A 14,894-nucleotide genomic window follows, 5' to 3' on the forward strand; every position below is an offset into this window, starting at 1 on the left:
ATGACCATCGAGGGGGAGAAGACGAGGCCGAGGGCGGCTACCGCCAGGAGGGCCCTCGTCGGCCGGCTGTCCTGGGGACTGGCCGACCAGGCGGCCTCCAGCTTGTCCAATTTCGTGGTGGGGATCTACGTGGCCCGCTCGTTGGGGGTGGCCGCGTTCGGTGTGTTCAGCCTGGCCTGGGTGACCTATGGCGTGGTGCTCAACGTCTCCCGCGGGCTGGCCACCGACCCGCTCGTGGTGCGCTTCAGCGGCGTGCCGGCCGCGTCCTGGCGCGCTGCGGTGGCCCGGTCGTCGGGGACCGCGCTCGGCCTAGGTGCCGCCCTCGGCGCGGCGTGCCTGGTGGTCGGGCCGGCTCTCGGCGACCGCGTGGGGCCCGCGTTCGCCTGCCTCGGCGTCGTCCTGCCGGCGCTGCTGCTCCAGGACGCCTGGCGGTACGCGTTCTTCGCCGCCGGTACCGGGCGAAAGGCGTTCGTCAACGACCTCGTGTGGGGCGTCGCGCTCGTCCCGGCCATGGTGGTGGCGGCCCGCGTGGGCAGCGTGGCCGCTTTCGTGCTCGCCTGGGGCGCGTCCGCCGCGGTGGCCGCCGGGTACGGCTGCCTCCAGTCCGGCATCCGGCCCCGGATGCCCCAGGCGCGCGGGTGGCTTCGCGAACAGCGCGACCTCGGCTACCGGTACCTGGTCGAGAACGTCGCCCTCAGCGGCGCGAGCCAGCTCCGGGCGTACGGGCTCGGCGCGATCGTCGGGGTCGGCGCGGTGGGTGCGGTGCGGGGCGCCGAGCTCCTGCTCGGCCCGTTCCTCGCGGTGCTGATGGGGCTGTCGCTGGTCACCGTCCCGGAGGCGGCACGGGTGCTGCGGCAGGCCCCGCACCGGCTGGGCAGGTTCTGCCTCCTGCTGGGTGGCGGGCAGGTCGCCGCCGCGCTGCTCTGGGGCGCGGCGCTGCTCCTGATACCCGACCGGCTCGGCGAGCTGGTGCTCGGCGGCGTCTGGCACTCCGCCTCGCAGCTCATCGTGCCGGTCACGCTCGGCGTCGCGGGCGCCGGCCTCGGCACCGGCGCGGCGGCCGGGCTGCGCGCACTCGCCGCGGCCCGACGCAGCCTGCGCTGCCAGCTGTTCGCCTCGGCCTGTTACGTCGGCGGCGGGCTCGGCGGGGCGGCCGTCGCCGGCACCGTCGGCTCGGCGTGGGGCGTCGCCGCCGCGACCGTCAGCGGCTCGGCCGTGTGGTGGCTGAACCTGCGGTCCGCCCTGCGCGAGCACCACCCCAACTCCGTTCCCGAAGTGAGGACTTCATGACAGTCCAACCCAGGCTGAGCATCGGCCTGCCCGTCTACAACGGTGAGAAGTACCTCGCCGAGTCGCTCGACGCTCTCCTCGGCCAGACCTACGAGGACTTCGAGCTGGTCATCTCCGACAACGCCTCGACCGACGGGACCGAGGACATCTGCCGCAAGTACGCCGCGCAGGACGCGCGCATCCGGTACATCCGGCTGCTCCGGAACGTCGGCGCCACGCCGAACCACAACTACGTGTTCACCCAGTGCCGCGGCGAGCTGTTCAAGTGGGCCTCGCACGACGACCTCTACGCCCGCGACCTGCTGCAGCGCTGCGTCCAGGCACTGGACGAGCGGCCGGACGTGATCCTCGCGCACGCCGACCAGGCGGTCATCGACGGCGACGGCCAGGTGAAGGTCCCCTACGAGTACACGCTCGCCACCGACTCACCGCACCCGCCGGAGCGCTTCCGCAGTCTGCTGTTCGAGCCCGGCGGCGACGACTTCTACGGGGTGATCCGGGCCGCCGCGCTGCGCCGGGTGAAGCCGATGGACAGCTACCACCACGCGGACCGCACGTTCGTCGCCGAGATCGCCCTGCACGGACGCTTCCACCAGGTGCCGGAACTCCTGTACTTCCGCCGCGACCACCCCACCCGCGCCGAGCGGGCGAACCCTTCCAAGCGCGCCCGGTGCGTCAACCTGGACCCGCGCCGGGCGGGCCCGCTGCACCCGACGCCCCGGCTGCTCGCCGAGTACGTGGCGGGCTTCGTCTCGGCGATCCGGCGGGCGCCGCTGTCCGCGGCCGACCGGTGCGCGTGCTACGGCCACCTGGCCTCCTGGATGACCAGCCGAATCCGGCCGGGCGCCGGTGAGCGGGTCGAGGACCGCGCCCCGGCCGACCCGGCGGGGCTCACCGTCTCCGTCGACGCCCTCGTCGCAGGCCGTGAGGGGCGACGGGCATGAAGACGGCGACGGGCATGAAGACCGGGACACGTGTGGGGGTGTTCGGCCTGCTCGGCTCCGGAAACCTCGGCAACGACGGGTCCCTCGAAGCCGTCCTGGGGTATCTCCGCGCCGAGCACCCGGACGCGGTCGTGGACGCGCTGTGCGGCGGGCCCAAGGCCGTGACGACCCGGTTCGGGATCCCCGCCACGCGGCTGCACTGGTACCGCGGGGAGTACCGGACCGCGTCACGTGCGGGCGCGATCGCGGCGAAGGCTCTGGGCAAACTCGTTGACGCCGTCCGCACCGCTGCCTGGGTGCGCCGGCACGATGTCGTGATCGTGCCGGGCATGGGCGTCCTGGAAGCCACGCTGCCGCTACGGCCATGGGGCTTCCCGTACGCGCTGTTCCTGCTCTGTGCGTCCGGCCGCCTGTTCGGCACCCGGGTCGCGCTGGTCAGCGTCGGTGCCGCCGCGATCGGCGACCGGCCGACCCGGGCACTGGTGCGCTGGTCGGCGCGGCTGGCCGCGTACCGCTCGTACCGGGACGCCCAGTCCCGCGCCGCGATGCGGGCGATGGGCGTGGACACCGCGCGTGACGAGGTCTACCCGGACCTCGCCTTCGCCCTGCCGGCGCCGCGTCCTCGGGCGAGCGCGCCCTCGGGCCCGCCCGGCCCGGTCTGCGTAGGCGTCATGGCCTTCCACGGCGGGAACGACGACCGCGCCCGGGCCGACGAGATATACCGGCGCTACCTCGACGGGACGATCCGGTTCGTCCGCACGCTGGTCGAGGAGGGCAGGCCGGTCCGGCTGCTCACCGGCGACGAGTGCGATGCGTCGGTGGTCGTCGCGATCCTCGACGCGGTGGACTCGCCGCTGGTCACCGCCGCCGAGCCGGCCTCACTGGCCGACCTGATGAGGGAAATGGCGGCAGCCGACACCGTGGTGGCGGTCCGCTACCACAACCTGATCTGCGCGCTGAAGACCGGCACTCCGGTGCTCGCCCTCAGCTATGCGGCCAAGAGCGACGCGCTCATGGACCGGATGGGCTTCGGCGCGTACTGCCACCCGGCGCGCGAGGTCGACCCCGACCGGCTGCTGGAGCAGTTCCGGGCCCTGGAGAAGCACTCGCCGGAGCTGCGGCAGACCCTCACCGAGCGAAATCAGGCCGCCGCCCAGCACCTGGAGCAGCAGTTCACGGCCTTGACCGCGGCCGTGTTCCCGGCGGCCGACCACACCCACACCCCGCGGAAGGCTCCATGAAAGCGACCGAAGTCCCGGAGATCGCCGGCGCGTTCCTCTTCGAGCCGACACCGTACGCCGATGAACGCGGCTTCTTCTGCCGCACCTTCGACGCCGACGTGGTCCGCTCGGTGGGCCTCGACCCGGACGCCTTCATCCAGGACAGCCTGTCCCGTTCGGGCCGGGGCGTGCTGCGCGGCCTGCACCTGCGCTCCGGCGCCGGCGAGGCCAAGCTGGTGCGGTGCTCGTACGGGAGGATCTTCGATGTCGTCGTGGACCTGCGGCCGGACTCGCCCACGTACCGTAACCGGGCCTTCTTCGAACTGTCCGACGAGACGCAAGCGACCCTGTACATCCCGGCGGGCTGCGCGCACGGCTTCCAGGCGCTGACGGAAACCGCCGACACCTCGTACCGGATCGACCGCCCGCACGATCCGGCTGAGGACGTGACGATCGCCTTCGACGACCCGGAGCTCGCCATTCCGTGGCCGCTGCCGGTCACGTCGATATCCCAGCGGGACCGGGAGGCGCCGAGCCTCGCCGAGGCCCTGAAGCAGAAGGAGAGCTGAAGCCGGCGTGGACACCGAAGACACCGAAGAGACCGAAGAGACCGAAGAGACCGAAGAGACCCAAGAGACCGAAGAGTTCCTCCTGCCCCGGTCGCGGACGGCGAACGAGCGGCTGCACGCCATGATCCCCGGAGGCGCGCACACCTACGCCAAGGGCGACGACCAGTACCCCGAGAACCTGGCCCCGGTCATCAGCCACGGCCGCGGTGCCCATGTGTGGGACATCGACGGCAACCGCTACATCGAGTACGGCTCCGGCCTGCGGTCGGTCAGCCTCGGCCACGCCCACCCGCGCGTGATCGAGGCGGTGCGGCGGGAACTCGACCGGGGCGGCAACTTCGTCCGGCCGTCGATCGTGGAGGTCGAGGCCGCGGAACGTTTCCTGGCCACGGTGCCGACCGCCGAGATGGTGAAGTTCGCGAAGAACGGCTCCGATGTCACCACCGCCGCGGTGCGCCTCGCCCGCGCCGTCACCGGGCGCCCGCGGGTGGCCCTCTGCGCCGACCATCCGTTCTTCTCCGTCGACGACTGGTTCATCGGCACCACGCCGATGTCCGCCGGTATTCCGGAGACGACCAACGAGCTCACCCTGACATTCCCCTACGGGGACCTGGCCGCCACGGAGGAGCTGCTCACCCGGTACCAGGACGAGGTCGCCTGCCTGATCCTCGAACCCGCCACCCACACCGGGCCGCCGGCCGGATACCTCGAGGGCCTCCGCGAACTGGCCGACCGGCACGGCTGCGTCCTCATCTTCGACGAGATGATCACCGGCTTCCGCTGGTCCGAGGCGGGCGCCCAGGGGCTGTACGGCGTCGTCCCCGACCTCTCCACGTTCGGCAAGGCACTCGGCAACGGGTTCGCCGTCTCCGCGCTGGCCGGGCGCCGTGAGCTGATGGAGCGCGGCGGGCTGCGTCATTCCGACGACCGGGTGTTCCTGCTGTCCACCACGCACGGCGCGGAAACACACTCGCTCGCCGCCGCGATGGCCGTGCAAACCACCTACGTCGAAGAGGGCGTCACGGCGCAACTTCACACCCTCGGCGATCGGTTGGCCGCCGGTGTCCGCGACGCCGCGGCCGCGATGGGCGTCGGCGACCACCTCGTCGTCCGGGGCCGGTCCAGCAACCTGGTCTTCGCCACCCTCGACGAGAACCGGCAACCGTCGCAGCAGTACCGCACCTTGTTCCTGCGCCGGCTCCTCGCGGGCGGAGTGCTGGCCCCGTCGTTCGTGGTGAGCAGCGCACTCGACGACGCCGACATCGACCGCACCGTTGACGTGGTGGCCCAGGCCTGTGCGGTGTACCGCAAGGCGCTGGACGCCGCCGATCCTGCCCCCTGGCTGGGCGGGCGACCGGTGAAGCCCGTATTCCGCCGCTTGGCGTGACGTGACCTCAGTGACCCGTCCGCTGGCCGGGGTCAGCCGTCCGGTCGACCAGCCATGCGGTCGCCGGAACCACCGCCAGCGCGGTGCACCAGCCGCCGAGGACGTCGGTCGGGTAGTGCGCGCCCAGGGCGACCTGGGCCCATCCCATCGGCGCGCCGGCGACCAGCGCCGCGGTGAGCACGAGTGACGTGCCGGCCGTCCTGCCAAGGCCGAGCCGGCCGGTCGCGAGCAGCGCCACCACGAGGGCGAGCGCGGTGAGGAAGGCGGTGTGCCCGCTCGGATAGGACAGGTTGCCGTCCCCGTGGATGGTGCGTCCCACCAGGGACTTGATCAGCGTCGTCGTCCCCACGGTGATGCCGGCGCCGGCAATGACGAGCACCGCTGCGCGGGGACGCCGAAGCAACAGGCAGCCCGTCACGACGGCTACGACCAGCGCCGCCGCTCCGGCGGGCTCCCCCAGGAAATCCATGACCAGAGCGACGCGCCGCCACGGCGTCCGCACACTGTCCGCCGCCGGCTGGATGATCCACCTGTCCACCCCGCCCGGCTCGCTGTGGCCGGCGTACAGCACCCCGAGCACGACGACCACCAGTGCGGCGAGGACTGCGATCGGCCCGAGCCACGCGCGCAGCGACGGTGGCAGCACCGCGTGCGTCGACCGGCCGGTCACCCGTCCACAGCTTGCTCCTGCCAGGCAATCCAATGTGAGCCCCCTGTCTCGTAGCGTCCCCGAAGCCAGATTTATCAGCTTGGCGTAATCGAGAAGTCAAAGCAGGTTCGCCGATGGCGAGCCGGTCGTCCTGGGCCCCAAGCCGTGCGCCCTCGAACACGCCCTCGTGCGCGCCCTTTGCCTCCGCGGTGCTCGCCGCAGCGGTAGGCAGCCCGTACCGTCCTGCGCTGGAATGCGGTGCGCCGATCTCCGCGAGTCCCCGCGAGAGGAGTCAGTTCGTGATCCACATGACTGAGACCCTGGCCGTGCACACCGTCGAGGGCTTCCTCACCCCCGACGAAACCGACCGGCTCACCAAGCTCCTGGACGAGCACCTCATCGCCAGTGGATGGGCACCCGTCCGGCCCAGCGACGGTATGGTCGCGCCCGACGAGATCCAGGAGATCCTGGCGGCCGGTATCGAACGTGCGCTGCCCGCCATACGCCGCGTCTTTCCGTCCGTGGCCGGAGCCACACCCTGGGATTACCACGACCTCGGCCCCGGCGACCGCATCGACCCGCACCTCCACGGCGTGGGCGAGCCCGACGCGCGGCCGCAGCGGGTCGCGCGAGTGGCCTTCCACTTGCAGGAGGCCGAGCGTGGCGGAGAGTTCTACGTCGAGACCGCATCCTCCGACGCACTGTGGACCGAGCGCACCGCAGAGCCGGGCAGCAGCTTCTTCCCCGGCACCCGTTTCGCCCGCGAGATTTCGCACCACGCCGGGCCCGAGGCCACCGCCGCGCTGAGCCGCATCCCGCGCACCCGCTGGACCAGCGCCCCGCCCGCCGGCACCGCCGTCGTCTACGGCGCCCAGCTCGTCCACGGCGTGGCGACCGTCCACGAGGGACGGCTACGGAAGCTGATCACCAACCTGCTGGACGGCTGAGGCTTCCGTCCGCCGATGACGGTACCGTCTGTCGGTGGGCTTACGGCAGGTAAGGGGCCTGCCCGTCGGCTCACCGACAACGTCTCGCGGAGTCCGTCCACCGGGTGTATGCAGGCCGTTTCTTCCCCAAGGACCCGACCCTCGCTGTCCTTTGAGCATCAGGGCGCACCGCCCGGTTCCGGGCCCACGTAGCCCGGCAGGGAGGAGGTGTCGATGCCGACCTCGTAGCGGATGTGGGGGCTGACCTTGTTGCCGCTGATGTGGGCGTCGGTGGAGTGGATGGCGAGGCCGATGGCGTGATCGGGGGCGGCGGCGAAGATGTTGTCCGTGATGGTGGTGTTCTGGACATCCTCGAACATCAGGGTCTGCGACGCTTTCAGCGTCTCGCAGTAGTTGTTGCGGACGGTGAAGCCGGATGTGTGGCCGTGGCCGTCGCCCTCGCCGTCATTTGGGCCCTCCGCCATGAGGCACATGTTGTCGATGTCCTCACACCGGTTGCCCTCGATCAGGACGCCTCGGCTGGGAGGGGTGTCGCTGGCGAAGGTCTGCATGCAGTCGGCGTGACCGTAGCTGTTGGAGGCGCCGCGGATGGTGTTGTGCAGGATCTTGAGGTCGGTGCCGAAGAAGCGCAGGCCATCGCCGTCGCCGCCGTGGGGGCGGGTGACGGTGTTGTTCCGTATGGTGATGTCGTCGCCGGTGATCTCCACACCAGGTGCCTTGGGCGTGTCGACCGTGTAGCCCTCGACGACGACGTGATCGGCCTCGACGGTGATGCCGTCGACCGCGTCGCCGTGGCCGCGATAGACGGCGGGACGGTCGGCCGTCCCGCCCTTGGTGATGACCAGTCGGGTGGACGCGGCCGCGGAGGCCGAGGGGGGTGCCGTCGTGGTGGCGTACGCCGTGACCAGGACGAGGGAGGCCAGGGTGAGAATGCGTCGGCGGGGCGTGGTCGTCATGACGGGTGAGGTTACGGGCCTCCTTCGGGAGGGGTCCCGGGCGTGCGGCCCGTGGTGCTTCAGGCCATGTCGATCAGGGACAGATCCATCGGGACAAGTGTCGTCGAGGCCATCAGCACTCGGATCAGGTGGTCGTTGAGCGTGTTTCCGACCGGCTCGCCGACCTCCTCCCGGGTCAGCCAGGGCACACCGTCGCGGGACAGCCGTACCCGTACGCCGTTGACCAGGTGCTCGACGCGTTTGTCGGTCCAGCCAGCTCGTGGCTGCAACCCGCCGAGCTCAGAGGCAGTTTGACGCCAGGTCAGCGGCTGTGGGCGAGGTTCGTGCAGCAGATAGCGGCGGCCGAGGACGACGAGTGCGAGCCGCTCCTGCTCGGTGAGGATCCACACGCGGGGCGGGCGGGTGACATCGTCGTGCCGGGGTGTGGGGCGCGCGCTCTCGGTGCCGGTGACGTAGACCTCCAGCAGGTGCTCGCGGCCGCGTGAGCCGGCGGCGAACAGTGGGGTGTAACCGGTGTCGAGCGGCAGCGGCTCCTCGCCGCTGAACAGCAGCCGGGATCCGGCGCACCGGATGGGCAGCCGCCCGTTGGCGCTCACCCACCAGCGGCCGTCGTGGTGGGCGAGCGTGCCCTGAAGACGACTGACCTGCGGGTCGTCCTCGCCCACGCAGACGTGCACCTCGGGCCGGTTGCGGCCGAACAGTACCTCGCGTCCCTGGCCGGGGCCCAGGGTGACGCCGCCGGTCAGCGCGAGCGCGAAGAGCGTGCCGGGTACGGGGGAGCGGGCGCCGCGGGCGAGGCTGCCGTGGACAGGGGTGCCGTGGACGGGGATGCCGTGGACGGGGATGCCGTGGACGGGGGTACTCCGCGAGCCACCGCTCGGGGCACCTCCACCCTGCTCGAACGTAGGGGAGAGTTTGGGGGAGGGCGGAGTACGGCCGTGGAGAGCGGGCCGGCCATGGGCGTCCGGCAGCGGCCGGTCGTAGGCGGTCACTTTTCCGCCGGGAGGTGTGCCGCGATGCTCTTCACCGCGGCCGCCGCGAGCGTCGTGGCGGCGTCGCACACCTTCGTGGTCGACTGCTGCCGCTCGCGTACAGTCAGCCGGAACAGCTCGATGGAGCGGTCGCCGACGGAGTTGGTGAAGGCACGGTGCGGTGTGTACACCACGCAGCTGTCGTCACCTTCCTCCTTCGGGTTCACGTGGCTTGCCGTTCCGGCGACGGATGCCGGCTTTCCGTTGTCGTCGAGGTCGTTGTCCTGGGTGAACTGCAGTTGCACGAAGGCGGCATCGCGGTCCGGGCTCGACCATTCGCATTGCCAGTTGCCGAACCCGCGGTCCGACGGACGCTGCTCGAGGCCGGGGACCTGTTGGAACGCGCCCGTGCCGAGCAGCGCGCAGGCGTCGAGACGGGCCAGGGAAGCCGCGGCCGGTGGCGCCGACCGCCGGGGCACCGGGCCCTTGTCCAGCACTCCCACGACGTGATCAGCGGCGGCGTCGGCCAGGTCGCACGGGTCGGCGGACCGGGCCTCCAGCCGCTTGCCGATGACCACGATCTCGTGGTGGTCGGGGGTCGCGATGAACCGCCGGCACTGGTCCCCGGTACGGTCCATGGTCGCGATCCTGACGTTGCCGACCCTGCGGACACGGTCGCTGCCATCGACGTCCTCGGCGCCGTTGTCGAGGACGACCTGCACGTCGGAGACGTCCTCGCCGCTGTGCTGCACCAGCGCGTCACATCTGTTCAACGCCCCGTAGGACGGGTCGAGTTGGGTCTGGCCGAAGCGGCTCAGCGACGCGGCGTCGAGCAGCTTGCAGGGGTCGGCCCGCTGGGCGTCGCCCATGGCTCCGTCCCGCTCCGCGGCCGATGTGCCGCTGCCCTCCGCCCCCGGGGCCTTGGCCTGGGAGCCGCCGCGGTCATCGGAGCCCCACGGGGCGAGGACGGCGAGGCCGACCACCAGCGCCCCCACCACAGTCACTGCCGCCGTCGCCGCGAGGGTTCGGCGGCTGGGCCACTGCTGCCGCTGCCGTCGCAGCCGGATGGTGGGAGGTGTGAGACGCATCGTCCGGCGTGTGAGGCCCAGCGTCCGGCGGTCTCCCGGCTGCCCCTGCGCGGGCCGGTGACGGGACTGAGGCTGTTCCGGCGTCCGGAGGTGCTCCCGGATGTACTCCTGAATGTGCGGAGGGGGCGGTGTCACCCGCATCAGGAGCTTCCGTGCCTCGGCCGCGTCCGGGCGGCGCCGGGGATCCACGTCCAGCAGAGCGGTGAGCGTTTCGGTGAGCGGGCCGGCCTGCTGCGGCGGCTCCACCTGCCCCTCCAGGGCTCGGGCCAGATACCCCATGACGTGCTCGAACTCACCGTACGGGGAGTGGCCCTCGACCGCCGCGTACAGGCTCGCGCCCAGCGAGAACACATCCGCCTTCTTGTCCGGCGCCTGCCCCTTGGCGGCCTCAGGAGCCAGATAGCGCGGCTTGCCGCGCACCGCGCCCGTCGTGGTGTGCAGGGAGTCCTGGGTGACCTCGCTCCACAGTGCCCGGGCGATTCCGAAGTCGGTCAGCCGGGCGATGCCCTTGTCGGTGACGAGGATGTTCTCCGGGGTCACGTCACCATGGACCACGCCGTCCTCGTGGGACGTCGCCAGCGCGTCGGCGATCTGGCCGACGATCGACCCGGCTTCCTCGGGCGGAAGGGGGCCCCGCTCCGCCATGAGCTGCGCGAGACTGCGCGAGGGCACATACTCCATGACGATCCAGCAGGTGTCGCCCTCGTCGAGGATGTCGAATACGCCCACGATGTTGGGGTGGTGTACCCGCGCCGCATACTGGGCCTCTCTGACCAGCCGCTGGGCGCCGCGGGCGTCGTCCGCACGCGCGCACTTGATCGCGACCTGCCTCCGGAGCCGCTCGTCCAGCGCCCGCCATACGACGCCCATCCCGCCGCTGCCGAGAACGTCCTGTAACAGATACCGGCGCGCGATCCGGTCTCCGGCCTTCGACGTCACGAGTACCGCCACACTCCTCGCCCCGCCACGCGACACACGTGGTCCTGTAAGGGCTCGGAGTGTACTCAGTGAAGATCTGCACAACAGCTGCTTCTGGCAGACAGGCACAGGATCCGCTCAGGACACGGCGATTACCTCCCGGTACAGCACAACGGCTGATGTGAATGCCGCCGAGAATGCCGCCTAGGTGGATGATGCCCTAGACGACTTCCGCGCTCCCCTCGTGCGGCTGGTCAAGCTGCTGTTCGCGCTTGCGCTGCTCGACCCTGAGGAGTTCGATCTCCTTGGCGAGCTTGGCCAGCCTGGTGGGCTCATCAGGGTCGTCGTAGGGGTAAATGCCCAAGTCGAAAGCCGTAGCGTGGCGTTCGATATCGTCCGCTGTCTGCTGGAGGTAGAACGCCCGCTCGCGCCACTTGTAGTAACCGGTGAAGCCCGCTGCTGCGCCTACGGCGAATGTGATGCCCATGGCCCAGTACTTGAGGGGAGCCGGCGTGTCGGCAAGGGCGGAGACGGCGGTTCCGCCCAGCGACCCGACGATGATGACGGACTGGGCGACGTTGTGCTTCCTTCTGTACTTCTTTCCGTCTTTGCGCAGACTTTCAAGCTCCGCCGGGATGGAGTCCTTGTACGAATATTGGCGGTCCGGGACGGGAAGTCCGAGGCGCGCGGCATCCAAGAGGCGCAGTTCTTCCGCCGCCTCGAGTTCGATCTTCAGCTCGCGTGCCGTCATTTTGAAGTGGCCCTTTGAGGCCTGTTCCATGGAACGGACCGCCAAGAAGGTCCCGGCGCTGAGGGCGAATACGGGGATGGCGATCTTGTTGGCGAGGGCGATGGCGGACCATCCGACGGCCACATTCGCGACGACGAAGGCGAAGAGCAGGACGATGGCAAGGGCACCGGACAGCCAGCGGGTCACTGTCTGGATGGTCCTGATCCGCAAGGCGACCCGGAGTTCGGCTATACCTTTCTTGTGCCCAATGAGGGCATTCACCCTGTCCCTTGTGTCCTGTGGGGCATCCGCCATCGCTGCTGACCTTTCTCTCCGTATAGGGCCGACCGCTGAGGGCGGATGAGGCAGATGAGGCACAGGGACCTGACTGCGACTCGCTGAGGTATCCGCCGCTGCGTCACCGGACAGGGTGCTGCCATCCCGTTCGGGCTGTACGGGACGAGAGCTTCGCTGGGCCGCAATGACGAGGAATGCTCCACCGGCGACACCGGCAAGCATGATCAATGAGCCCGCGCCGACACTGGCGAGGATCGGATAGGCGGCTTCCAAGACCTTCCCCGTCAACTCGTGATCACGCCGTCAGCTCTGTCGGCTGAACTGCGACTTCCCCCACAATGTGCGTGGTGCAAAGGATAGTTGATGCTCATGGCTGTGGGGGGCGGGGGCAGCCGGTACCGCAGCGGGGCGCAGCGACGGGCGGGACGGGCGGCTGCTGAACACGCACGCTTTCGTACTGGCCGGCAAGTACACCTGCGCGCCCCGTGAAGGCGATCTCAACGCGGCGGGCAGCCCTCGCAAGAAACTGGTCCGGTCGGTGGAGTGGGCCCCGGAGCGGGACATGCTTCCGCAGGCCCGCGCCTTCGACCTGGCCGTACTGGTCATCGGCGCCACCAAGGAAAGAGCCGGCTGGCCGATAACCTCGCCGCCCTCGACGTCGAGCTGGAGGCGGATGCCCTGGCCAGGCTCGACGCGACCAGCCAGGTGCCGCTGGGCTACCCGCACGACATCGCGCGGGAGCCCGGCGTCACCCAGATCGCCTACGGCGACCGCTGGGCCGACGTCGAGGACCGGCGCTCCACATACCGGCGCACGGTGCACGACGTCCGCTGACCGGGCGCGGCCGGCAGCCAGGAGTCAGCACGGCGGCCGCCGCCACCCGGGTACCCATGGCAGGCTGGGTCGGAAAGCAGTCGAATCCGACCATTCCGGAGCGTAGCCGCCGTGGACCAGCTGGCTCTGCTGTTAGTCCTTCTCTTCGGAGCCGTGGTGATGGTGCCGGTCGGCGACCGGCTGGGGCTCCCGCCCCCGGTGCTGATGACCGTCGCCGGCGTCGTCCTGGCGCTGCTGCCGTTCGTCCCCAATGTGCAGGTACCACCGGGGTTCATTCTGCCGGCGGTGCTGCCGCCGCTGCTCTTCGCAGCCGCGCACCGCACCTCGTGGCGGCAGTTCACGGCCAACCTCCGGCCGATCTTCCTGCTCGCCGTCGCGCTGGTCTTCGCCACCACCGCCGCGGTCGCCGCGGTCGCCCAGGCTGTGGTGCCCGGGTTGCCGGTGGCCGCCGCGGTGGTGCTCGGCGCGCTGGTCGCCCCGCCCGATCCGGTCGCCGCCACCGCTGTGGCCGGCAAGCTCGGGCTGCCCCGCCGGATGGTCTCCATCCTGGAGGGCGAGGGCCTGTTCAACGACGTCACCGCGATCGTGCTCTACCACGTCGCGCTCGCCGCGGCGGTCAGCGGCACCTTCTCGGTGCCCGGCGCACTCGGCTCGCTGGTGCTCTCCGCCGTCGTCGCCATGGCGGTCGGCCTGGCGCTCGGCTGGGTGGCAAAGGAGCTGATGGGACGGCTCGGTGACCCGACGCTCCAGATCGGGCTGACGCTGCTGGTGCCGTTCGTCGCGTACGTCCTGGCCGAGGAGTTCCACGGCTCCGGGGTGCTGGCCGTGCTGGCCTGCGCGCTCTACCTGGCCGAGTACGCGGTCGATCCGGACGCCGTGCTGGGCCGGCTCAGCGGATACGCCTTCTGGCAGGTCGTCGACACTCTCGTCACCGGCGTCGCCTTCGGGCTGATCGGCCTGGCGCTGCACAACATCTTCGCCGCCGCTGCGCAGCGCTGGAACGAGTTGCTCGGCGCCACCGCTGCGGTGATCGCGGTGGTCGTCGGCGTCCGGCTGGTGTGGCTGCTGCCCGCCGCCTGGCTCGCCAAGCGGATGCACAAGCGCCGCGACTACGACGAGGAGATCCCGATGAGCTGGCGGGAGACCGTCGTCATGTGGTGGTCGGGGATGCGCGGAGTGACCTCGGTGGCCCTGGCGCTGGCCATCCCGTACACCGTCGACGGCGGCGGCCCGTTCCCCGCCCGCGACGAGATCCTCTTCCTCGCCTTCGCGGTGGTGCTCTCCACCCTCCTCGTCCAGGGCCTCACCCTGCCCTGGCTGGTGCGCGGGCTCGGGGTGCGGGCCGACACCGATGCCGTGGACGCCCAGGAGCGGGAGCTGGCGCTCCGCGTCATCAAGGCGTCCAAGCGGCGGCTGAAGGAGATCCTCGCGGTCGAGGAGGTGCCCGACGAGGTCAGCGACCAGCTGGCGCGCCGGTGCTACGACCTCGGCGCCCGGATCGCACCGGACATCGTCGACGACGAGCGGCGCGAGCTGTTCGAGAAGCGCATCGCGCGGTGGGAGAAGGTCCAGCGGATCCAGAACGAGATGCTCTCGGCCGCCCGGCACGAGGTGCTGGCCGCGCGCAGCGAGCCGGGTGCCGCCCCGGAGGTCGTCGACCGGGTGCTGCGCCGACTGGACATGTGGAGCCTCCGGTCGGCGCCGTGACGAAGACGGGGCGTCCGGGGCCGGGCGCCCGGTCAGCGGTCCGGGGGCTCCGGTGGGGTGGGCAGCGGCTGTGGGGTTGTCGGGGGGACGAGACCGCGCGCGGGGTCTCGCGGGCGGGGTCTCCTGGGTGGGTGGCGCGCGCGAGGGTGATCCGCGGCAGCGCGTAGGCGCGCTCGGTCCGTGAACCTCCACTCGTCGTCGGTCGGTTGCGCACGCGTCACAGCAGCGTCCTACGAGTCCGCGTCCGGTTCTGGTTCTGGGCGTACCTGATCCACATCTTCCGCATTGAGCGATGACATGCGCAGGCCATAGGTATATGGTTTCGGCCACTGTCACTCAGGGTGCTGCTCTGGCCAATGGTTGATCCGGTGGTCGAACGTCGCAGTG

13 protein-coding genes are annotated in these 14,894 nt (G+C 70.8%); 8 read left to right on the forward strand and 5 right to left on the reverse strand.

The features are described 5' to 3' along the window. From ACFY12_RS33075 to ACFY12_RS33095, 5 genes are read left to right on the forward strand one after another with little or no spacing between them, the layout of a single operon-like run. A complete protein-coding gene (locus tag ACFY12_RS33075) occupies positions 1-1,290 on the forward strand; it encodes a hypothetical protein (RefSeq protein WP_390719692.1) in 1,290 nt (429 codons plus the stop codon). Beyond that, a complete protein-coding gene (locus tag ACFY12_RS33080) occupies positions 1,287-2,234 on the forward strand; it encodes a glycosyltransferase family 2 protein (RefSeq protein ID WP_390719658.1) in 948 nt (315 codons plus the stop codon). The genes ACFY12_RS33075 and ACFY12_RS33080 overlap by 4 nt, the downstream gene beginning before the upstream one ends. Continuing rightward, complete coding sequence (locus ACFY12_RS33085; RefSeq protein WP_390719659.1) at positions 2,231-3,475, forward strand: polysaccharide pyruvyl transferase family protein; 1,245 nt, start codon at positions 2,231-2,233, stop codon at positions 3,473-3,475. Before ACFY12_RS33080 ends, ACFY12_RS33085 begins: the two co-directional genes overlap by 4 nt. Next, a complete protein-coding gene (gene rfbC, locus ACFY12_RS33090; RefSeq protein ID WP_390719660.1) occupies positions 3,472-4,023 on the forward strand; it encodes a dTDP-4-dehydrorhamnose 3,5-epimerase in 552 nt (183 codons plus the stop codon). Before ACFY12_RS33085 ends, rfbC begins: the two co-directional genes overlap by 4 nt. 7 nt (positions 4,024-4,030) lie before the next feature. Then, positions 4,031-5,410: a glutamate-1-semialdehyde 2,1-aminomutase gene (locus ACFY12_RS33095; protein WP_390719661.1), complete on the forward strand. Its 1,380-nt coding sequence runs from the start codon at positions 4,031-4,033 to the stop codon at positions 5,408-5,410. 7 nt (positions 5,411-5,417) lie between these two features. Here the strand turns inward: ACFY12_RS33095 and ACFY12_RS33100 are convergent, their stop codons facing one another. Continuing rightward, complete coding sequence (locus ACFY12_RS33100; protein ID WP_390719662.1) at positions 5,418-6,080, reverse strand: phosphatase PAP2 family protein; 663 nt, start codon at positions 6,078-6,080, stop codon at positions 5,418-5,420. A gap of 278 nt (positions 6,081-6,358) precedes the next feature. On the opposite strand from ACFY12_RS33100, the gene ACFY12_RS33105 reads away from it, so the two are divergent. Next, positions 6,359-7,006 (forward strand): hypothetical protein, encoded by a 648-nt coding sequence (locus ACFY12_RS33105; protein WP_390719663.1) that lies wholly within the window; start codon positions 6,359-6,361, stop codon positions 7,004-7,006. A gap of 158 nt (positions 7,007-7,164) precedes the next feature. On the opposite strand, the gene ACFY12_RS33110 is transcribed toward ACFY12_RS33105, so the two are convergent. The 4 genes from ACFY12_RS33110 to ACFY12_RS33125 all read right to left on the reverse strand — a co-directional run bounded on the left by ACFY12_RS33110 (position 7,165) and on the right by ACFY12_RS33125 (position 11,876). Next, positions 7,165-7,962, reverse strand: a complete 798-nt coding sequence (locus tag ACFY12_RS33110; protein ID WP_390719664.1) for a right-handed parallel beta-helix repeat-containing protein — start codon at positions 7,960-7,962, stop codon at positions 7,165-7,167. Positions 7,963-8,021: 59 nt separating this feature from the next. Next, on the reverse strand, positions 8,022-8,954 hold the full coding sequence (locus ACFY12_RS33115) for an FHA domain-containing protein (protein WP_390719665.1): 933 nt from the start codon (positions 8,952-8,954) through the stop codon (positions 8,022-8,024). Beyond that, positions 8,951-10,960: a protein kinase gene (locus tag ACFY12_RS33120; protein WP_390719666.1), complete on the reverse strand. Its 2,010-nt coding sequence runs from the start codon at positions 10,958-10,960 to the stop codon at positions 8,951-8,953. Before ACFY12_RS33120 ends, ACFY12_RS33115 begins: the two co-directional genes overlap by 4 nt. A gap of 199 nt (positions 10,961-11,159) precedes the next feature. Then, entirely contained in the window at positions 11,160-11,876 is a 717-nt protein-coding gene (locus ACFY12_RS33125) for an SLATT domain-containing protein (protein WP_390719667.1), read from the reverse strand. 633 nt (positions 11,877-12,509) lie between these two features. Between ACFY12_RS33125 and ACFY12_RS33130 the strand changes: the two genes are divergently transcribed. Together ACFY12_RS33130 and ACFY12_RS33135 are read left to right on the forward strand one after the other, a co-directional pair. After that, positions 12,510-12,800 carry a hypothetical protein gene (locus ACFY12_RS33130; protein ID WP_390719668.1) on the forward strand — a complete coding sequence of 97 codons (291 nt, stop codon included), beginning with the start codon at positions 12,510-12,512 and terminating at the stop codon, positions 12,798-12,800. A 111-nt stretch (positions 12,801-12,911) separates the two neighbouring features. Beyond that, a complete protein-coding gene (locus ACFY12_RS33135) occupies positions 12,912-14,507 on the forward strand; it encodes a Na+/H+ antiporter (RefSeq protein WP_390719669.1) in 1,596 nt (531 codons plus the stop codon). Positions 14,508-14,894: the final 387 nt, after the last annotated feature.

Origin of the sequence: Streptomyces sp. NPDC001339 (assembly GCF_042895955.1) — a bacterium.
In the GTDB taxonomy this organism is placed as follows: Bacteria; Actinomycetota; Actinomycetes; order Streptomycetales; family Streptomycetaceae; genus Streptomyces.